Origin of the sequence: Chryseobacterium sp. 'Rf worker isolate 10' (assembly GCF_050753305.1) — a bacterium.
In the GTDB taxonomy this organism is placed as follows: Bacteria; Bacteroidota; Bacteroidia; order Flavobacteriales; family Weeksellaceae; genus Chryseobacterium.
Map to the genome: position 1 here is coordinate 711,748 of NZ_JBOZOF010000003.1, position 21,142 is coordinate 732,889.

Below are 21,142 nucleotides of genomic sequence, written 5' to 3' on the forward strand. Positions count from 1 at the left end.
TAAGTTTTATAGTTTAGGTTCTTGATTTTACAGCATCATTCGCTGATTTCATTTCCCTTGCTTTTTTCAGTTTCTGATTTCCAAAATTGTAAGTAACACCGATACTCATCAGTCTTGGATAATTGAAATTGGTGATATTATTATAGGTTCCGTTGGGCTGTACTCCTTTAATTCTGTAGAAACTTTGATTAAATAGGTCGCTTACTTCCGCTACAATCGTCCAATCACCAATAATTTTCTTCACATTAAAATCAAAACTCTGTCTTGCTCCTATCATTCCTCCTTCCATGGCTGTCTGGCTTCCAAAGAAGTAGTTAACTCCTAAGAACCAGTCTTTTTTAGACGAAAGCCTGATTACGTTATTCAAGGTTAGAGACATATTATAGTTTTTCACATCAATGATATAAGGTTCTACTTGTTCAGTTTCTCCCGGAACCGGCATAGAAGTTGGGTCTTCCCATACACCGCCTGTAAATGTTACATATCCTAAGTTCACAGAATAATTGGTTGTCCAGATATCTTTGAACCATGACTTGTTCATACCAAGCGTTAAGGCAAGCTCTCTGTTTTTTCCGTAATTGGTTCTGATATATCTTAGAAATCTTACTTTTTCCGTGATTGCATTGCCGCTACCATCATTGATAATATTACCATTTGCATCTCTTTTAGGACGTGTTACCGTTCCCTGTAACGGAAGCAGATCAGAAGCCGCAGCATCTTCTACCATGTTAAAACTAAGATTCGCGTAATAGGCATTTTTATACATATAATTCAGCTCCTGATTATAAAATTTAGCAGCCAGTATAAAAGGATTGTTCTGCGTATAATTGGTAGGAGTGAAGTAAGTTCTGGAAGGGTTCAGTTCCCAGAATCTTGGTCTTCTGATTCTGCTGGAAAAAGTGTAACTCAAATTATGATCTGAATTGATGGCATAATTTAAATTCAGATAAGGTAAAAGGTTGTTATAGTTTCTTTCAAATCCGGTTTTGTCTACAATATCTCCCGTACTTCTTGTCATTTCATAACGAGCTCCTATTTTCCCGGATAACTTTTCAGTCAGTTTTCTTTCATAATTCAGATAAATTCCCAAAATATTTTCTTTGTAAATGAAATGATTAGTCTGGTTAGGATCTATTACAAACTCTCCGTTTTTAAGTTTGTCCTGCTTCGTGTCATTATCTGTATTGGTGTGATTATAACTTACGCCCATTAACCATGTTGCTCCTTTAGCAGTCTTTTTCAGATAGTCGATATTGGCTGCATAGTTGTTGATAATTTGGGGTACAGACTGATGTAATGCAGAATAGTTGTTATTCGGATTACTGTTCAATGGAAAGCTTTCATTGAAGCTTACTTTATTTCTGTTGAACCATAAATAAGATACATTTGATGTTAATTTACTTCCCAAAGAGTCAGTTTTCATTTCATAATTTAAATTGAAAGAATGATTTCTGGTTTGTGCATCCTCATTATTCACAGTCCTGTTGTTTAAAACTCCATCCTGCCAGTTGGTAATATCCAGTATAGAATTGAAGCTTTTGTTATATCTCATGTTATAAGAGAATCCCAGACTGTGTTTTTTATTGATTTCATAATCTATATTGAAACCTCCACCGTAGTTTTTGTTGGGATCATCATTATATCCGTAAGACTCATTTCTGAAAGTAGGATCACCATTAGACAGCGTGTATCTTTGTCTGTCTGTCCAGCTTCCCGTTCTGAAATTAGAATTACCTGACCATTTTCCCTGTCTGAAATTAAAAGAAGCACCTGCATTGGGATTGTTGTAATAACCTTGCTCATTCTGCATTTTCAACGTTCCATTGTAGCCGTTGTTTTTGTTTTTTTTCATGACAATATTGATTACCCCTTCTTTAGATTCTACCTGAAATTCACTTCCCGGAACTGTAATGACTTCAATTTTCTGTATATCTTCTGATGGAGTAGATTTCAGCATTTCAATCAATGCCTCAGAATCCATATTGGTTTTCTTATTGTTGATATAGATTACCGCATCATTTTTCCCCAAAATCTTCAGCGTTTTTCCATCTATACTGGAAATCATCGGAGTTTGCTTCAATAGATTGAACGTATTGGTGCCCTTAGCAATAGATGAAGATGCTACATCATATATTAAACGGTCACCTTGTTTTTTGAAAACCTGCTTCTTGATATTCACTGCATCAATAGCATTTACTTTCATACTGTCTTTTTTCTGCTGGGCAGTGATAAGTCCCCCGAAAAATAGTGCTGCAATAAGAATTTGAGTTTTCATGATATTATTTTTTAATTAATAGCTTGTATGGTTTGTTATTTTACATTGCAAAGATATATAATAAATTTAGTATCATGCAATGCAAAGTACTTAAAATGTTTTTAATAATTATTTAAATAACTGATTATCAGTTACTAAAATTTTATGTCAATTTTAAGCTTTAATGACTTTATTACTTAATTAGACAATTTAAAGTTCATTTTTGTTACATGACAGAAATGAAATTGATGAAAATTTGAAAAAATATTGGATGAGAAATCAGAAAATATAATAATGATTGGTTTTTATTATTAATTTAGTGAAAACTAAAAATTAATACCATATGAGAAAATTTTATCTATTATTGTTATTATTGTCTTTGATTTTTTCGTGTAAAAATGAAACTTTCTCAGAAATTGATGACAACGCAGCAAATCCTTCATCCAATTATAATTTTGGGAATACAGCGCAAAAAAATTTCCAGGGTGTAGTTCTGGATACAAGCGGAATACCGGTTTCGGGAGCAACGGTTACAATCGGAACCAGTACGGCAACAACCAATCTTAAAGGTTTCTTTACATTTAAGAATGCTTCGGTAAAAGAAAACTTTGCCCACATAAAAGTGACAAAGGCTGGTTTTATAAATGCTTCACGGGTTTTAGTTCCTACCAACGGAATAAATCAGGTGAATATCATGATGATCCCTGTAACAACTACTTCTACAATTACTTCAGGTTCTACATCTACAGTTTCACTTCCAAACGGAACTAAAGTAAAATTCGACGGAAGCTTCAAAGATGCAAACGGAAATGCCTATTCAGGAAATGTGAGTGTTGGAGTTTTTCATTTAGCACCATCCAATCAATACCTTAATGAATTAATGCCGGGGTCTTTTTTGGCAACCAATTCCGGGGGAAATTCCAGAGTGATGGAAACTTTTGGAATGCTGCATGTACAATTAACGGGAAGTTCCGGACAAAATCTTCAGATTGCCAACGGACATACTGCAGAAATCACCGTTCCAGTGGATGCTGCACAAACTTCAAGCTCACCTGCTACAATACCATTATGGTCTTATAATGAAGATACAGGAATGTGGAAAGAAGAAGGTTCTGCTACAAAGATTGGAAACACCTATGTAGGAACAGTAAGCCATTTTTCATGGTGGAATTGTGATGCTCAGTTTGAGCAGGCAACCATGAAAGTAACGGTAAAAAATTCTGCAGGACAGGTTTTACCTAATATTAAAGTAACTTTAAAGAGAAGCTCTCAATCCTACGAAACCTATGGAATGACAGATAATGCAGGGATGGTGTCTGGAATTGTTCCTGCAGGTGAAGCCCTTAGCTTAAAAGTGTACGATGTTTGTAATAATGTAATTTATACCTCGAATGTTGGGCCATTTCCAGCTGGGATTATAACAACGATCCCGGATATTACTGTAAATCCTACTGCAACTACCAGTTATACCATTCAGGGGAATTTGAAAACCTGTTCAAATACGAATGTTACTGATGGCTATGTAATCCTGAAACCTGTAATAAGTACAAACTACTTTCAATATTTGTCAGTACCGGTAAATAGTACTGGAGGCTTTACATTTAATACCTATTCATGCAATGCAAATCCACAATTTACTTATGAAGGATTTGACAGTGTTAATTTTCAGACAACCAATGAAATTACTTTCACTGCAACCTCTAATAATGTAAACCTAGGGAATATCATGGCTTGTAATTCTTTGAGTGAATTTATAAATTATAAGATCGATAATCAGTCTGTTGTTTATATATTGGGACAGATCAATGCACAATGGACGGGTCTTACACCTACATCACCTAATATGCTGCCTAAACAATTGAGAATAAATTCAATGAGTCCTGCAGGCCCATTTTTTTCTATGACTCAGAATAATATGTTGGGAGTTGCTGCAAGTTTTACTTCAAATTATGGATTTGAATTTTCAGGAGGCGCTATTACAACAAATAACGGAAACTTAGTTGTAGACATAACTGCTTTTGGAGCAGTAGGAGATTACATTGATTTTACAGTCAATGGAACTTTTACCAACAGTTCAGGAAATCATACCTTCACAGCAACTGGACATGTAAAACGAGATTTGTAATCATCATTAAAATAAAAAGGACCGAAAAGGTCCTTTTTTTATACAGTATATTTATTATTTATTCTCTGTCAAAACGGGCTAGCTTTTTATCTACCCAAACTGTTGCAAAAGGGAAAAATGCGGATAATAAAGCGAAAACAAAATCTTCATCGTCCCAGTTATAAATTTTTCTTGCAGGAAGGCAGAGTAAAAGATAAAGGGTGAAAAATAATCCATGTAAACTGCCAATAACGCTGATGAAGATAATAGAATATAAATTTTCATCATATCGGATCCAGATCATCGCAACACAATACAGTAAAAGACATGAAATAGCTTCTGCCAGACAAATCTGTTTAAACCATTTGATGATTTTTTCCTGAGAATATTTTGAGAAAAATTTTTCGATGAAGTCCATTTCTTGAGGTATGAGGTGAGAGTTAAAAAGATAAGAGTCTTTCTCCGGCTTTTATTTGTAGCCTCTCATTTCTGATTGCAAAATTACTTATAAAAACTGCTACCATCCAAATATTCAAAAACTTCAGGAGGTAACATGGGTCTTACGTTTTTCCCATCTTTGATCATATTTCGGATTTCAGTAGCGGAAAGCTCTATTACCGGAGCCTTGATCAAAGAAATATTTTCGTGTTGCAGATATTCAGAATCTTTCTTTTCTCCTTCAAATACTCTCGGATAAACAATAATATGATGGTTCTTGATCAGTATATCAGAATTTTTCCACTTATGAAGGCTCTTCAGGTTATCTTCTCCCATAATCAGGCTGAAAGAATATTCAGGATACTTCTCATGAAGATAGGTAAGCGTATCAATAGTATAGCTTGGCATCGGAAGAGAAAATTCCACGTTAGAAGCTCTCATATTCGGATAATTCTTTACCGCAAGCTGTACCATATCAAGCCTGTTATGATCTTTCAGTAAAGACTTTTTATCTTTAAAAGGATTCTGCGGGCTCACCACAAACCAAAGTTCTTCCATATCAGAATTTTCCAGAATATAATTAGCCAGAATAAGATGTCCGATATGAATAGGATTGAATGACCCGAAAAATAAACCGATTTTTTTCATTTTTTGTTAGGTAATAGGTAGTAGGTGCCGGGTAGCAGGTTACAGTAGTTTGAAATATCAATATTTTGATCAGAATTTTATCTTTGTGCAGGCTTTTACTACCTGTAACCTTCTTACTCCCTGAATTTTACATCCTTAATGTTCAGATAATGCGTTACATTGCCTTTCCAGTGATTTTCCTCCAATGTAAAAGCAAGATCAAAATTCTTATTTTTAAAATCTTCAACAAACTGTCCCAGTTTGAATCCGACACATTCAATATTTCGTCCTGTAGATTCCTGCTTGATATAAAACTTAAGGTGATTATTGTCTTTCCCCATAGTTTTTACATAGCCTGAAAGCTTTTGATCTGTCAGGGTAAAAATAGGTTTCATATTATGAGGCCCGAATGGAGCCAGTTTTCTATGGAAATTGATAAACTCTCTGTTGATTTCATCAATCTTAATTTCCGTATCAATGGTAATGGAAGGTTCCTTCTGATGGTCTTTGATTTTTTCAGAAACAATTCTCTCAAATTTTTCCTTGAAAGCATCAAACTTATCTTTTTCCATCGAAAGACCGGCAGCAGCATGATGTCCTCCGAATTTAAGGAAATATTCAGAGCACAGATCAAGCGCTTCGTGTACATCAAAGTCAGAAACAGATCTTGCTGAAGCCACCATTTCCCCGTTATTACCATTGGTAAATACGAGTGTTGGTTTATAATAGGTTTCAATAAGTCTTGAGGCTACAATCCCAATTACACCTTTGTTCCATTCAGGATGGTAAACAATAGTCGTATGTTTTGTTTCCTGTTGAGATTCTATGATTTGGTTCAAGGCTGAAAGTGTGGAATTCATATCCAGTTCACGCCTTTCATCGTTGAGGTCCATGATGTCATTCACAATCTGGTTCGCATGTTTCAGATTGTCGGAAACCATCAATTCTACGGCTGCTTTACCGTGAGATATTCTTCCGGCAGCATTGATTTTAGGAGCTATTTCAAAAACAATATTGGAAATTTCAAAATGAGAAAGCTTGTCCTCAGGAATCAGCAATCTTAATCCAAGATTTCTGGTTTTTCTAAGTGTTTTTAATCCCATTTTAGCCAAAACTCTATTTTCTCCTGTCATAGATACAATATCTGCAGCAATGGAGATCGCCAGAAGGTCTGTCAGCTCAAATAATTCTGCTTCCGGTAACTTATAAATTGTATTAAGCCCCTGGCAAAGTTTAAAACCAACACCACATCCTGAAAGTTCTTTGAACGGATATCGGCAGTCATTTCTTTTAGGATCAAGTACTGCGGCCGCATTAGGAATCTCATCACCGGGAAGGTGATGATCACAGATAATAAAATCTATACCCTGATTGCTGGCATAGCTGATCATGTCCAGTGCCTTGATTCCGCAGTCTAAAGCAATGATTAATGAAAAACCGTTTTCTTTAGCAAAATCAATTCCTTCTGTAGAAATTCCATATCCTTCAGAATTTCTATCCGGAATATAATAGTCTAAATATTTTTTCTCAACAATCTTGCTGAGATAAAGGTACATTAAGGCAACAGCTGTGGTTCCGTCCACATCATAGTCACCATATACCAATATTTTTTCACCATTTTCAATTGCGGTTGCAATACGCTCTACAGCTTTTTGCATATCTGCCATTAAAAATGGGTTGTGTATATCGTTAAGATTTGGTTTGAAAAATTCTCTGGCCTTTTGGTAGTTGTCAATTCCTCTCAGAACGAGAAGTTTAGATTCAAAAGTACCAAAACCAAGTGACGAACTTAGTCCGTCCACAACTTCCTCATCGGGTTCAGGCTTGTAAATCCATTTTTGACTCATTTCACAAAAATAAGGAAAAAAGTTCTAAAAGCGGCTTTAAAAATCAGCAAATTAGATTTTAAAAATGAGCTGCATGAACCTTAATAAACTTTATACTGATAAATAAAAATGATATCCGCATCTGTTTTTTTATAATCATTTTGATTTAAATAAAAGCGAATGAACTTTTATTTTTCCTTTTAAAAATAAAAAAATAATCTCTGGAAAAGATATGGTGTAATTTTGACTTTATAATTGTTGAAAAAGGTTATCTTCGTGCTCCAAATTTTAAATAAATATGAAAAAAATTACTTTAAGCCTTATGTTATTGGGGGCTATGTATTCGATCAATGCACAGAAAATCAATCTTGGAAAAGCTGCCGGGATGGTTTCAAACGGTGCAAAAGCTTTAACATTTACCAACGAAGATGCTATTAAATTATCCAAAGAATCAGTAGACTGGATGGATAAGAATAATGCCGTTGCAGGTCCTAAAGATCCATATACGGTGAGACTGAACAAACTGTTTGGAAAGCATAAGTCTCAGGACGGTCTGAATTTGAATTATAAAGTTTATAAAGTAAAAGATATTAACGCATTTGCCTGTGCAGACGGAAGTGTACGTGTATTCTCTTCTCTGATGGATATCATGACAGATAATGAATTGCTTGCAGTAATCGGGCATGAGATCGGGCACGTAAAAAATCAGGATACAAAAGATGCAATGAAATCTGCTTATCTGAAAGCAGCAGCTTTAGATGCAGCATCATCGGCTTCTTCTGCTGTGGCTACTCTTAATGAGAGTCAGGTAGGGAAAATGGCGAATGCATTTTTAGATGCTTCACACAGTAAAAAACAAGAGTCTGAAGCAGATACTTATTCATATGATTTTATGAAAGCTAATAAATACGATGTGGTAGGAGCTTATTCAGCCTTCAAAAAATTAGCTTTGCTTTCAGAGGGAAGTACACAGACTAATTTTGAGAAAATGTTCAATTCTCACCCGGATAGCAATAAAAGAGCAGAAGCTATCAAAAAGAGAGCAGAGAAAGACGGATTGTGGAAAGATCCGGGAACCGTTTCTTTACCTACTGCAAAACTGACGAAATAATTATTTTATTTATTGTTTAAACGAAAATACCTCAAAGCATTGCTTTGAGGTATTTTTATATAGATTTTAATGTTGTTCGATTAAGAATACATTTTTTCTCTTAATTCTTTTATCTTTTTATCAGCAAGATATTCGTCGTAAGTCATTTCTCTGTCGATGATTCCGTTTGGAGTCAATTCAATGATTCTGTTACAGACTGTTGAAAGCATTTCGTGGTCATGAGAAGCCAATAGAAGATTTCCTTTGAAGTTTGACAGTGAGTTGTTCAAAGTGGTAATACTTTCAAGGTCTAAGTGGTTGGTAGGTTCATCCAATAAAAGAACATTTGCTTTCTGAAGCATCATTCTACTGAACATACATCTCATTTTTTCTCCTCCTGAAAGTACTTTACAAGATTTCAAAGCTTCATCTCCTGAGAAAAGCATTCTTCCTAAGAATCCTCTCATGAATTCTTCGTGACGCTCTTCGTCATTTTTAGTAAATTGTCTTAACCAATCAACTAAGCTAAGATCTTCCTGGAAGAAACTTGTATTGTCTAAAGGCATGTGAGATTGGTTCGTTGTAACTCCCCAGGCAACAGTTCCTTTGTCGGCTTCAACATTTCCCGCTAGAATTTCGAAAAATTCTGTAATCGCTAAAGAGTTTTTAGAAAGTATAGCTACTTTGTCACCCTTTTTAAGATTAAGATCGATATTTGAGAATAATAATTCTCCATCTTTTGTTTTTTCAAGACCTTTTACATCTAAAATCTGATCCCCTACTTCTCTTTCCATTTCGAAAATAATTGCAGGGTATCTTCTTGAAGAAGGCTTAATATCGTCAATATTTAATTTGTCGATCATTTTCTTTCTTGCAGTAGCCTGTTTTGCCTTAGCAACGTTAGAGCTGAATCTTGCAATGAAGTCCTGAAGTTCTTTTTTCTTCTCTTCAGCTTTCTTGTTTGCCTGAGCTCTTTGTCTTGTTGCCAATTGAGAAGCCTGGTACCAGAAAGAGTAGTTACCTGTGTAAAGGTTTAGCTTAGCATAATCCAAGTCACCGATGTGTGTACAAACCGTATCAAGGAAGTGACGGTCGTGAGATACAACGATTACAGTGTTTTCGTAATCAGCAAGGAAATCTTCCAACCATGAGATGGTATCAATGTCAAGGTCGTTGGTAGGCTCATCCAGAATCAATACATCAGGATTTCCGAAAAGTGCCTGAGCCAAAAGAACCTTTACTTTGTCCTTATTTTCAAGCTCGCTCATCATTTGCCAGTGCATATCATCTTTGATTCCAACGTTTGAAAGCATAGTCTGTGCATCAGATTCTGCAGTCCATCCTCCCATTTCATCATAAATTACACCTAATTCACCGGCCTTAATACCATCTTCATCAGAGAAATCTTCTTTTGCGTATAACGCATCCATTTCCTCTTTTATCTCAAATAATTTCTTATTACCTCTCAAAACAGCTTCAAGAACAGTATACTGATCAAAAGCAAAGTGATCCTGCTCCAAAACTGACATTCTTTTCCCTGGTTCCAGAGATACATGCCCTGTTGTAGGATCCTGCTTTCCTGTTAATATTTTCAGGAATGTAGACTTTCCCGCACCGTTTGCTCCGATGATCCCGTAGCAGTTTCCTTTGGTAAACATAATATTTACCTCGTCAAAAAGAACTCTTTTCCCGAATTGTAAAGATAAGTTAGATACTGTTAACATATAGTTTTGTAAATTTGGCGCAAAAATACGAAAAGAATTTGGGTATTCTGTAATAATATAATAGTCAAGTTTTTAAATGTATGGTATTTTTTATATATTTCATTAACGAAATTTTAAAATGATGAAGATTGAGAAAACAGTTAGCATATTAAACAGAAGAGCCCGTTTTGAATATGAAATTCTGGAAGAATACGAAGCCGGAATGGTTTTGACGGGTACAGAAATAAAATCTTTACGTTCTTCCAAAGCATCCATCACAGAATCCTTCTGTCAGTTTATTGATGGGGAATTATACATCATTAACATGATGATTGATGAGTATAAATTAGGAACTTTTTACAATCATAAAACAAAAAGGGAACGGAAATTGCTCTTGCACAAAAAAGAATTGCAAAAACTTGAAAAAAAGTTAAAGGATGCTGGGAACACCATAATACCTTTAAAATTATATATCACTGACCGAGGTAAAGCAAAGGTGCTGATAGCACTTAGTAGAGGGAAAAAGCTTTTCGATAAAAGAGAGGCGATAAAAGATAGAGAAAATAAACGGAACCTGGACAGAATATTAAAGAAAAGTTAAAAATCATTTGAAAAACTTTGTATATAAAGAAAAATTATATTTATTTTGCATTATCAATTATTTAATCATTTAATTCTATGAAAAATCTAAAATTAGGAATTTCAGCATTGGCGCTTACTGTTGCCTCTACTGTTTTCGCACAGACTACCAACAATCCGTGGTTAATCGGAGTTGGTGCTCATGCAGAAAACCACGTAGCAGCACGTGCAAGCTTCGGTAATACGTTCTCTGCTAACAATTTGACAAAGAGTATGTTCAATGTGAACAATTTCTCTATTACACCTCCATTATCTAAGTTAACAGTTGCTAGAAACGTTGGTAAAGGTTTAGTAATTGACTGGCAGACTTCTGTTGGAAATGTTGAAAACAAAAGATTCAACATGGGGAAAGAATTTTTCCTAATGACAGGTCTAGGTTTCCAGGCTCACGCTGCAGGTCTTTTATGGAACGAAGAATCTTGGTTTGATCCATATTTAAGAGTTGGTGCTAACTATTTAAGACATGATTATACTGCTCTTACTTTTCCTAGAACTGCTGTAGATGCTAACGGTAATCCAATCGAAAATGTATCAAATGGTAAGGATGGTAACGAAAATGGTAAAGCTAACCACTTTACTGTAGCTACAGGTGCTGGTGCTAACTTCTGGGTAACTAAGAACTTCGGTCTTGGTGTTCAGGGAGATTATGTATCAACTCCAGGTGACCACTCTACAGTGGCTAACTTCTGGCAAGCTTCTGCTTCTATCTTATTCAGATTCGGAAACAGAGATAGAGATAAGGATGGTATCCTAGATAAAGATGACCTTTGTCCAGATACTCCAGGTTTACCAGAATTCCAAGGATGTCCTGATACTGACGGTGACGGAGTTCCAGATAAAGACGATCAATGTCCAGAAGTGGCAGGTCCAGTTGAAAACAACGGATGCCCTTGGCCAGATACTGACGGTGATGGTGTAATCGACAAAGATGACGCTTGTCCTACAGTAGCAGGTCCTGCTGAAAACAACGGTTGTCCTTGGCCAGATACAGACGGTGACGGTATCTTAGATAAAGATGATGCTTGTCCTACTGTTCCAGGTCTTCCAGAATACAACGGATGTCCTAAGCCAAAAGAAGTAACAGCTACTGACGTTGAAAAGAACCTTAAGAGCGTATACTTCGATTTCAACAAAGCTACTATCAGACCTGAATCTAAAGGTGCTTTAGATACTGCTTCTGAAATCATCAAGAAAGATGGAGGTAGATTCCTATTAGTTGGTGAAACTGACAAAAAAGGAAGCGATGCTTATAACTTGAAATTATCTAAAGAAAGAGCTGCTTCTGTAGTTGCTGCTTTAGATGCAAGAGGTGTAGATGTTAACGCATTGAAATCAGTTGGTATTGGTGAGCAAAATGCTAAAGTTGCAGAATCTGCATCTGATGCTGAAAGACAAGCTGATAGAAAAGTAACTGTTAGATACATCGGTGATGACAGTGAATGGAACAAATATCAAAAATCTGATGTTGTTGCTCCAGCAAAAAAAGCTACTAAAAAAGCTGTAAAAAAAGGAGGTAAGAAAGCTCCTGCTAAAAAAGTAGTTAAAAAGAAAAAATAATTAATTTTTCTAAATAATGAATACCTCCAATTTTATTGGGGGTATTTTTTTTTTGTAGACTTTTAAGTAATTTTGTTGGAAATTTAAAAATTAAAATGGGAAGAGCATTTGAATATAGAAAAGCTTCTAAAATGGCCAGATGGGATAAAATGGCCAAAACATTCTCCAAAATAGGAAAAGATATTGCATTGGCTGTAAAAGCTGGTGGTGCAGATCCAGAAGCCAATCCGGCGCTGAGAAGATGTATCCAGAATGCGAAAGGAGCAAACATGCCTAAAGACAATGTAGAAAGAGCAATTAAGAAAGCGAGTGGTGCAGATGCAGAAAACTATGAAGAAATCACTTATGAAGGTTATGGGCAAGGTGGTGTTGCTTTTTTTGTAGAATGTACTACAAACAATACAACAAGAACGGTAGCGAATGTAAGAGCTGTTTTCAATAAGTTTGACGGTAACCTGGGTAAAAATGGTGAATTGGCATTTATCTTTGACAGAAAGGGAATTTTCACCATTGATTTGGCTCAGATCAAAATGGATTGGGATGATTTTGAAATGGAAATGATTGATGGAGGAGCAGAAGATGTAGAAAAAGACGAAGAAGAAGTAATGATTACCACTGCTTTTGAAGATTTCGGTTCTTTATCTCACAAATTAGATGATCTTGGAATTGAAGCAAAAAGTGCAGAACTTCAAAGAATTCCAAACAATACAAAAGAAGTGAACGCAGAACAGTTCAAAGCTAATATGAAAATGCTTGAGCGTTTCGAAGAGGACGATGATGTTCAAAACGTTTACCACAATATGGAAATTACAGAAGAGCTGATGAACTCTTTATAAAAAATAATATAGCATTCATATACAGTTAATTTTCAATTAGTTTCTTTGTACAAAACTATGAAAAGAAACGTTGAATTAGTTGTTATATCGGATGTTCACTTGGGAACTTATGGATGTAAGGCTAAAGAACTGTTAAGATATCTCAATTCTATCCAGCCCAAAACTTTAGTTTTAAACGGTGATATTATTGATATCTGGCAGTTTAAAAAGTCTTACTTCCCTAAACCTCATTTGAAGGTAATCAGAAAGATTCTTTCATTGGCTACCAAGAGCACAGAGGTGTATTATATTACAGGCAACCATGACGAAATGTTCCGTAAGTTCACCGATTTTGAACTGGGTAAACTTAAAGTCTGTAATAAAGTCTGTCTGAATATCGATCAGAAAAAAGCCTGGATATTTCATGGTGATGTTTTCGATGCATCCGTCCAGCACTCAAAATGGATCGCCAAACTTGGCGGAAAGGGTTACGATCTCCTGATTATTATCAATAATGTTGTAAATTGGTTCTTAGAAAAAATGGGTAGAGAGAAATACTCTTTTTCGAAAAAAATAAAGAACAATGTGAAAAAAGCAGTAAAATATATCGGAGATTTTGAACTTACAGCTTCTGAGCTGGCCATTGACAATCAGTATGATTATGTGGTTTGCGGACATATCCACCAGCCGCAGATTCGTGAAGTGGCCAATAAAAAAGGAGCCTGTACTTATTTAAATTCCGGTGACTGGATTGAAAATCTGTCTGCTTTAGAGTATCATGATAAAGAATGGAAGATTTTTTACTATGATGAGCATAAACATTTGCTGAAAGATGATGAAGCGGAAGACATCCCGGAGATGGATAATTCTGCTCTTTTAAAAATTGTAACCAACTTTTCCTAAATGAAGATTTTGTATGCATTCCAGGGTACTGGAAACGGCCATGTTGCCAGAGCACAGGAAATTATTCCTATTCTTAAAAAACACGCAACTGTTGATACATTGATCAGTGGACATCAATCGCAATTAAAGGCTGATTTCGACATTAATTTCCAATACAGAGGCATTTCTCTTCTTTATAATAAAACAGGCGGTTTATCGTACCGAAAAACGTTTACCGAAAATAAATTTTTTGAAGCGGCCAAAACAATCAAAGAATTGGAACTGTCACAATATGATTTAATTATCAATGATTATGAACCTTTGACAGGCTGGGCTTCCAAACTGAAAAATCTTCCGATGATAGAACTCAGCCATCAGGCTTCCATGAGTTTTCCGGAAACACCAAAGCCTAAGAAAAAAGATTTTCTGGGAGAAATGATTTTAAAATACTACGTTCCCAGCGAAAGGAAAATAGGATTTCATTTTGAAAATTACCATCCGCAGATCAAAAAACCTGTTATCAGAAGGAAAATCAGAAATCTTAATCCTTACAAGCAGGGATATTATCTTGTTTATCTTCCCAGTTTTGCGGATGAGAATATTATTAAGATTTTAAGAAAAATTCCTGTAGAATGGAAAGTGTTTTCAAAATACAGCAAAGTACAGGTGAAGGTAAAAAATGTAGAAGTATTTCCTATTGATGAAACCCAGTATTTGAAATATTTTGAAGGCTGTGATGGAATTTTGTGCAACGCAGGTTTTGAAAGTCCTGCAGAAGCATTGTTTATGGACAAAAAACTATTTGTGATTCCTATCCATAATCAATATGAACAGGAATGCAATGCATGTGCTCTTGACAAAATGGGAATACCTAATTCCAAGGTTTTAAATCTTCAGGAAATTATGGAGTGGGTAGCTTCTGATCATCATCTAAAAGTAGATTATCCGGATGATATTGAACATATCCTGCTCAATGAAGTTTTAATTCTTTAAAAATATATCATCCACATCACTCATTCTCATCATCACGGATCTTGCATAGGAACAGTGCGGATATACTTTCCAATTGTTTTCTCTTGCAAATTTGATAGCTTCTTCCACTAAAAATTTTCCCATTCCTCTGCCTTCAAATTCCGGGTGTACCAATACAAAAGAGATAATGAATTTATGATCTTCAGGAAAAATAGTATACGTAAGTCTTCCTACTTCTTTTGTTTCATTATTTAACGTAAGAACTCCGCCGTTTCCAGATTTATTGTTTTCAAATTTCATGATTCAGGGCTTTAATGATAAATATACAAAAATTACACCGGGCTTTGCATAAGCAATAAGCAATCGGGAATGGTCAATTCTTGATTGACAATTCGCTTGCGAAGCAAAATTGCCCATTGACTCTCCTAATTATCTTTTCCAGTGTAGTAGTTGTAATCTTTAATAATTACATTGATAAACTGTCTTTCTGTCATTTTAGTAGCATCTATTTCCAGCTTCAGGATACTTTTGATTTTATCGGAAAGCTTATTGATGATCTGCCGGTCATCTACTTTCAAAGCTTTGGTATAGTTATCTTTGATGATTCTCATATCGTTATCACTCAAAGCAATCACCTGAGGGAAAGAAGGAATATAATTTTCATGGATATTCTCCAGGATGGTATGAGAGATATTGATGTTGTTTTTCAAAGAAATAACAGCCGTTCCGGAAGCAATATCACCCAGACGCTGGTTATTTTTAGAAACAATCATAGAAATCAGCCCTATGACTCCTGCAAATGAAACATCTACAATTCTGAAAACCCAGCGGATCATATAATCTGCGAAGCTTGCCTGATAACCGTCAATTTTCACCACTTTGATTTTCATCAGTTTTTTACCCGGAGTCTGGCCCTCCATCAGGCTTTCCAAAACAAGAGGATAAATATAAATAGGGAAGGTAAGGATAAGATATACAGCTCGTATAGACCAGTCATCAAGGCCGTCTAAAATATATCCCAAATCGAAAATGTTGAAGAATAAATAGAGAACAATTACCACATAAGCAATCCTGATCAGAAGATCAATAATGAAGGCAAGCATCCTTTCTCCTACACCAGCAATATTAAAATTAATATTTACATTTTGTGAGGTATTTATCGCAATTTGAGACATATTTTTTATTATTTTAGCCTTAATAATTATGAGAGAAGTTTATTTCATTAAACAAAATAAAGAAAAATGGTTGGGAATCGAACAGGTTATTCAAGGGAAAATTAAAAAAAATCCTGATGACCTGTCTTCATTGTATATAAACCTGATCAACGATCTTTCTTTTGCCCAGACTTATTATCCTAAAAGTAACACCACAGTGTATCTGAATCATTTATCTGCCCAGATTTTTCAGAAGATCTATAAAACAAAAAGAGTAGAGGAGAACAGGCTGGTTTATTTTTTTAAAACTGAGGTTCCATTGCTGATGTATCAGTACCGGAGATATCTGATGTACGCATTTCTCTTTTTCATTTTATTTACTTCAATAGGAGTGCTTTCTGCAATCTATGATAAAGGCTTTGTCAATATTATTCTGGGTGAAGGATATGTGAATGAAACGGTTGAAAATATTAAAAATAACAATGCTGTAGGTGTTTATCAGAGTGGAAGTACCTGGGGAAGTACCATCGGGATTATTTTTAATAATATTCAGGTTGGGGCAAAATTATATATTTATGGAATTGCCGGAGGGGTGGGAACATTGTATGCTTTGCTTTCCAACAGTGTGATGCTGGGAGCTTTTCAATATTTTTTCTATGATTACGGAGCATTGAAAGATAGTGCAAGGGGAATTTGGCTTCACGGAGTTTTTGAAATTTTTGCCATGGTAGTAGAAGCGATGTGCGGATTGATTCTGGGAGCTTCTATTTTATTTCCGAGAACGTTTTCAAGATTTAACTCTTTTAAAAAAGGATTTAAAGATTCATTTAAAATATTTTTAAGTACTGTTCCTTTCACTATTTGTGCAGGGATTATAGAAGGTTACGTAACAAGACATGCTTTGAAGATGCCTTTGTTTCTGAATCTGGTTATTATCTTTGGCTCATTGGCAATTATCGGATTCTACTATTTTGTATATCCGTCTGTTGTCTACAAAAAAACTAATAAACACATCAATGATACAATTTTATAAAAAAAGAGATTTTGGAACTTTCATCAGCGATAGTTTCAATTTTTTCAAATTATACGGAAAGAATTATTTTAAGAACTATATTCTGATCAACGGCTTGCTTTTGATCTTAATGGTAACTGTTATGATTTTCGGGTATAAGGAACTTTTTTCGCAGATATTCGGTTCCAATCTTAGTGGTGAAACCTATTATTTTGAACAATATTTTTCGGAAAATTCAGGAATGCTGATTACAGTAGGGTTGCTTACTTTCCTGCTTTTTATGATTCTGATGATTGTCAATTACCTGTATCCTGTTTTTTATTTAAAAAGAATCGCACAGGGAGCTGAAAAGATAAAGGCTGATGAAATTCTGAGTGACTTTAAAAACAATGCCGGAAGAATTGGTAAGCTGTGCCTTGGAATGATCTTTATTGTTACTCCTGCAATTTTATTTGTTGTAGGTTTTTCTTACATTCTTATTTTTATTATTATCGGATTGTTTCTGATCCTGCTGCTTTATCCTACGATATTTAATTTCACTACCTTTCTGATGTATGATTATTTTAATTCAAACAGAGGTTTCTGGGGGAGTTTGAGCTATGCTTTGCGTTCTCAGTTTTCTTACCCGAATGGAAGTGAGAAATCACCCTATTGGAAATATTGGGGATCTGCATTTGTGATGTTTATTATTATTTACATGGTAACTTCTGTGTTCACATTTATTCCGATGATATTCTTTTACGGATCACTTCTCACCTCTACACCGGACGGAAATTTTGAGCAGAATCCTTTTACCGGAGCTGCGGGCATCCTGTTTTTTGTATTTTACGGAATTTCGATGCTGCTTTCATTTTTTCTTTCAAACCTGATGTATGTGAATGCAGGATTGATGTATTATGACAGCAGAACAGATCTTCATCAGAAAGTAGAACTGGCAGAAATAGACACGATTGGAATCAATGAATAGAATTCTTTTTTTCATACTGCTTTTTTTCTCTCTTGGGCTGGTTCATGCTCAGGATGATAATTCCGATTCTGATGATCTGGTAGATTCATTATATACTACCGGACATTACAGAAATATGCTGCGTGCAGATTCTGTATTGATGAAAAATCCGGTATCGGAAAATGAGGTTTATCCGAAAACATTCAGAGAGAATGTCCCGTCAAGATATAAAGGAAAGGAGTTTGATTATTCAGTATCAAAACCGAGAGAATCTTTCTTTCAGAAGCTGATGCGAAAACTGGATCAGATCATACAGAGTATTTTTGGTGAAACTACGCTCAGTAAGTCGGGAGAATTTACCACTGTTCTTATCCGTTTGTTTGCCATTCTTCTTGTAGGATTTCTGCTTTATATTATCATTAAATATATCATGGGAAAAGACGGGAATTTTATTTTTGGCAAAAAGAATAAAAAGCTGGATCTCAATGTACAGGAACTCCATGAGAATATCCATGAAATCAATTTTCCGGAAAGTATTGCGAAATTTGAACATGCAGGAGATTACCGTTCTGCCGTTCGTTACCAATTTCTGTTTGTTCTTAAAAAGCTGAGCGACAAAAAGCTGATCAACTGGAATCCAGAGAAAACAAATAAGGATTATGCCACAGAGTTAAAAGCTCCTCATCTGAAAAATGACTTCTCTAATCTTTCTTATATCTTTGATTATGTCTGGTATGGAGAATTTAATATTGAAGAAGAAAGCTATCAGAAATTTAAAAATCAGTATCAGGCATTTAAACCATAACAATAGTAACCATGAATAAAACTTTCAAAACATATGCTGTAATTTTCGTCATTGTGATGATTGTTTTGGCATTGCTTGAAGTTAACAAAAAAGAAACGACAGACTGGCGGAAGAATTTTGATATCAACGAAAAGTCTCCGTTTGGGTTGTTTGTTTTTAATAATGAAGCTAAAGATCTTTTTAAAAATAACCTGAAGAAGATTGAGCAGATACCTTACGAATACTACAGCCAGCATAAAAAGACCCCACACAATATTGTAGTTATTGAAAATGATATTGACAGAGAGTCCTGGAATAAAATTCTGACTCAGGTATCTGAAGGTTCAGATGCAATGCTGATGGTAACCCGTATGCCTAAAGAGGTCTCAGACAGTATTGGATATTATGATTCTGAAATCTCTTTTGAAGAAGAAAATGTCCTGAAACTTACGGATAAAAAATTTCAGAATGATTTTATAAAACTGGATAAATTTCCATCCGGCCGAGGATTCTCATTTATCAAACCCAAAGTGGAAGTACTTGGTAAAACGGTAGAGAAAAAAAATACAGATCAGGCCAACTTTATCAAAGTGAAGTTTGGAAAAGGATATATTTATGCTCACACCGAACCTCTTTTCCTGACCAATTATTGTCTTCTGAAACCGGGAAATGTAAAATACGCTCAGGATGTATTTTCGTATTTACAGGATAGAGAAACTCTTTGGTTTGTATCCAACAAAAGTTCTGCATCCCGTTTCTTTATGAGATTTATACTGTCTAATCCGGCTTTAAAATATGCATGGTGGGTGTTTTTAGGAGGATTTATCCTTTTCATTTTCTTTAATGCAAAGAGAAAGCAGAGAATAGTGCCTGTAGAAGAGCCGTTAAAAAATACGTCTCTGGATTTTGTGAAAAGTATTGGAAATCTGTATCTTCAGGAAGGTGATTTTCATGATATGATGGCCAAGAAGGCACAATATTTTCTGAACAAAGTGAGAATGGATCTGTTGATAGATACCCAGAATTTAGACGAAGAATTTGCAAAAAAATTACAACTGAAAACTGGAAAGCCAGTGGAAATGATCAGTGAAGCAATAGGGCTTATCAAAAAAGCTCAGGATCCTTACGCCAGTGTAATGAAGGAAGACCTTACAAGGATCAATAAGCTCCTTGATGAAATACTTAAATAATAGAAGAATATAATAACCTAAAGATGCAACAGTTTTTCGATGCTGATAACTACAATTCACTTGAATAAAGTAGTTATAGAGATCCATTGTTAGGCTGACCAATGAAAATTTATTATGGAAAATTTTGATAACCCCAACATAGAAAACGAAAGTTCTATTAATCTTAATAAACAGGAAGAACAGTTTCAGTCGAGAATCGATATGATTGAACTTCGTGCAAGCCTGGAGAAAGTAAAATCTGAGATCGGAAAAGTAATCGTAGGGCAGGAGAAAATGATTGAACACCTTTTGGCAGCATTACTTTCGAACGGTCATGTTCTTATTGAAGGCGTTCCGGGAGTAGCGAAAACAATCACCGCGAAATTATTAGCCAAAACCATTGACGTAGGTTTCAGCAGAATCCAGTTTACTCCGGATCTGATGCCTTCTGATATCCTGGGAACATCCATATTCAATGTGAAAAATTCAGAATTTGAATTTAAAAAAGGACCTATCTTCTCCAATTTCATCCTGATTGATGAGATCAACAGATCACCGGCAAAGACACAGTCTGCATTATTTGAAGTAATGGAAGAAAGGCAGATCACAATGGACGGAACACGTTATATTTTGGAAGAGCCTTTCCTGGTTATTGCTACACAAAACCCGATTGAACATGAGGGAACATACCGGCTTCCGGAAGCTCAACTGGACCGTTTTCTATTCAAAATCAATGTAGGATATCCTAATCTTGAGCAGGAAATAGCGATCATTAAAAATCAGCACGAAAGTAAAAAAGAAGATAAAACAGAAGGGGTAAACCGGGTTATCACAGCCGAACAGTTGAAGAGCTACCAGCATCTGGTAAAAGAAATCATTGTGGAAGCTCAGCTGATGGAATATATTGCTAAAATTATCATCAATACCAGAGAAAATCAATTCTTATATCTGGGAGCTTCTCCAAGAGCATCACTGGCACTTCTTACAGCTTCAAAAGCATTTGCAGCACTAAGAGGAAGGGATTTTGTAACTCCTGAAGATATTAAAGAAGCTAGCTACGCTGTTTTAAGACACAGGGTAATTGTATCTCCCGAAAGAGAAATGGAAGGACTTACCGCTGATGAAATTATCCGCCAGATTTTAGAAGGAATTGAAATACCGAGATAGGTA

19 protein-coding genes are annotated in these 21,142 nt (G+C 35.3%); 12 read left to right on the top strand and 7 right to left on the bottom strand.

Annotation, left to right across the window (positions count from 1 at the left end; translation table 11 throughout):
• Nucleotides 1-13 precede the first annotated feature (13 nt).
• Complete coding sequence (locus LKL37_RS17665) at nt 14-2,275, bottom strand: TonB-dependent receptor domain-containing protein (RefSeq protein ID WP_431611780.1); 2,262 nt, start codon at nt 2,273-2,275, stop codon at nt 14-16.
• 322 nt (nt 2,276-2,597) lie between these two features.
• Between LKL37_RS17665 and LKL37_RS17670 the strand changes: the two genes are divergently transcribed.
• A complete protein-coding gene (locus LKL37_RS17670) occupies nt 2,598-4,379 on the top strand; it encodes a carboxypeptidase-like regulatory domain-containing protein (protein ID WP_431611781.1) in 1,782 nt (593 codons plus the stop codon).
• A gap of 58 nt (nt 4,380-4,437) precedes the next feature.
• On the opposite strand, the gene LKL37_RS17675 is transcribed toward LKL37_RS17670, so the two are convergent.
• The 3 genes from LKL37_RS17675 to recJ form a co-directional block, all read right to left on the bottom strand.
• Nucleotides 4,438-4,776 carry a DUF3817 domain-containing protein gene (locus LKL37_RS17675; protein ID WP_431611782.1) on the bottom strand — a complete coding sequence of 113 codons (339 nt, stop codon included), beginning with the start codon at nt 4,774-4,776 and terminating at the stop codon, nt 4,438-4,440.
• A gap of 83 nt (nt 4,777-4,859) precedes the next feature.
• Nucleotides 4,860-5,444, bottom strand: coding sequence for a nicotinate (nicotinamide) nucleotide adenylyltransferase (gene nadD / locus LKL37_RS17680; protein WP_431611783.1), 585 nt, complete (start codon nt 5,442-5,444; stop codon nt 4,860-4,862).
• 113 nt (nt 5,445-5,557) lie between these two features.
• On the bottom strand, nt 5,558-7,270 hold the full coding sequence (gene recJ / locus LKL37_RS17685) for a single-stranded-DNA-specific exonuclease RecJ (RefSeq protein ID WP_431611784.1): 1,713 nt from the start codon (nt 7,268-7,270) through the stop codon (nt 5,558-5,560).
• A gap of 277 nt (nt 7,271-7,547) precedes the next feature.
• Between recJ and LKL37_RS17690 the strand changes: the two genes are divergently transcribed.
• Complete coding sequence (locus tag LKL37_RS17690; RefSeq protein ID WP_431611785.1) at nt 7,548-8,360, top strand: M48 family metalloprotease; 813 nt, start codon at nt 7,548-7,550, stop codon at nt 8,358-8,360.
• Between the two features lie 80 nt (nt 8,361-8,440).
• Here the strand turns inward: LKL37_RS17690 and LKL37_RS17695 are convergent, their stop codons facing one another.
• The gene (locus LKL37_RS17695) at nt 8,441-10,063 is read right to left on the bottom strand and encodes an ABC-F family ATP-binding cassette domain-containing protein (RefSeq protein ID WP_431611786.1); all 1,623 of its coding nucleotides are present in this window, start codon (nt 10,061-10,063) and stop codon (nt 8,441-8,443) included.
• 121 nt (nt 10,064-10,184) lie between these two features.
• Here LKL37_RS17695 and smpB point away from each other — a divergent pair, with 121 nt between their 5' ends.
• The 5 genes from smpB to LKL37_RS17720 all read left to right on the top strand — a co-directional run bounded on the left by smpB (nt 10,185) and on the right by LKL37_RS17720 (nt 14,928).
• On the top strand, nt 10,185-10,643 hold the full coding sequence (gene smpB / locus LKL37_RS17700; protein ID WP_180565796.1) for an SsrA-binding protein SmpB: 459 nt from the start codon (nt 10,185-10,187) through the stop codon (nt 10,641-10,643).
• 77 nt (nt 10,644-10,720) lie between these two features.
• Nucleotides 10,721-12,238: an OmpA family protein gene (locus LKL37_RS17705; protein ID WP_431611787.1), complete on the top strand. Its 1,518-nt coding sequence runs from the start codon at nt 10,721-10,723 to the stop codon at nt 12,236-12,238.
• 95 nt (nt 12,239-12,333) lie between these two features.
• Nucleotides 12,334-13,074, top strand: a complete 741-nt coding sequence (locus LKL37_RS17710; protein WP_431611788.1) for a YebC/PmpR family DNA-binding transcriptional regulator — start codon at nt 12,334-12,336, stop codon at nt 13,072-13,074.
• A gap of 57 nt (nt 13,075-13,131) precedes the next feature.
• Nucleotides 13,132-13,956, top strand: a complete 825-nt coding sequence (locus LKL37_RS17715; protein ID WP_431611790.1) for a UDP-2,3-diacylglucosamine diphosphatase — start codon at nt 13,132-13,134, stop codon at nt 13,954-13,956.
• Nucleotides 13,957-14,928 (top strand): glycosyltransferase family protein, encoded by a 972-nt coding sequence (locus LKL37_RS17720; protein WP_431611791.1) that lies wholly within the window; start codon nt 13,957-13,959, stop codon nt 14,926-14,928. It abuts the gene before it with no gap.
• Here the strand turns inward: LKL37_RS17720 and LKL37_RS17725 are convergent.
• Together LKL37_RS17725 and LKL37_RS17730 are read right to left on the bottom strand one after the other, a co-directional pair.
• On the bottom strand, nt 14,917-15,207 hold the full coding sequence (locus LKL37_RS17725) for a GNAT family N-acetyltransferase (RefSeq protein WP_062673684.1): 291 nt from the start codon (nt 15,205-15,207) through the stop codon (nt 14,917-14,919). The two genes, LKL37_RS17720 and LKL37_RS17725, sit on opposite strands and share 12 nt — an antisense overlap.
• Before the next feature lie 125 nt (nt 15,208-15,332).
• Nucleotides 15,333-16,082 carry an RDD family protein gene (locus LKL37_RS17730; RefSeq protein WP_431611793.1) on the bottom strand — a complete coding sequence of 250 codons (750 nt, stop codon included), beginning with the start codon at nt 16,080-16,082 and terminating at the stop codon, nt 15,333-15,335.
• Nucleotides 16,083-16,110: 28 nt separating this feature from the next.
• Here LKL37_RS17730 and LKL37_RS17735 point away from each other — a divergent pair, with 28 nt between their 5' ends.
• From LKL37_RS17735 to LKL37_RS17755, 5 genes are all read left to right on the top strand, one after another.
• Nucleotides 16,111-17,094: a stage II sporulation protein M gene (locus tag LKL37_RS17735; protein ID WP_431611794.1), complete on the top strand. Its 984-nt coding sequence runs from the start codon at nt 16,111-16,113 to the stop codon at nt 17,092-17,094.
• Nucleotides 17,078-18,040: a DUF4013 domain-containing protein gene (locus LKL37_RS17740; protein ID WP_431611795.1), complete on the top strand. Its 963-nt coding sequence runs from the start codon at nt 17,078-17,080 to the stop codon at nt 18,038-18,040. The genes LKL37_RS17735 and LKL37_RS17740 overlap by 17 nt, the downstream gene beginning before the upstream one ends.
• The gene (locus tag LKL37_RS17745; RefSeq protein ID WP_431611796.1) at nt 18,033-18,824 is read left to right on the top strand and encodes a DUF4129 domain-containing protein; all 792 of its coding nucleotides are present in this window, start codon (nt 18,033-18,035) and stop codon (nt 18,822-18,824) included. Before LKL37_RS17740 ends, LKL37_RS17745 begins: the two co-directional genes overlap by 8 nt.
• Before the next feature lie 11 nt (nt 18,825-18,835).
• On the top strand, nt 18,836-19,993 hold the full coding sequence (locus LKL37_RS17750) for a hypothetical protein (protein WP_431611798.1): 1,158 nt from the start codon (nt 18,836-18,838) through the stop codon (nt 19,991-19,993).
• A gap of 114 nt (nt 19,994-20,107) precedes the next feature.
• Nucleotides 20,108-21,139 carry an AAA family ATPase gene (locus tag LKL37_RS17755; protein WP_185126174.1) on the top strand — a complete coding sequence of 344 codons (1,032 nt, stop codon included), beginning with the start codon at nt 20,108-20,110 and terminating at the stop codon, nt 21,137-21,139.
• The last annotated feature ends 3 nt before the right edge of the window (nt 21,140-21,142 follow it).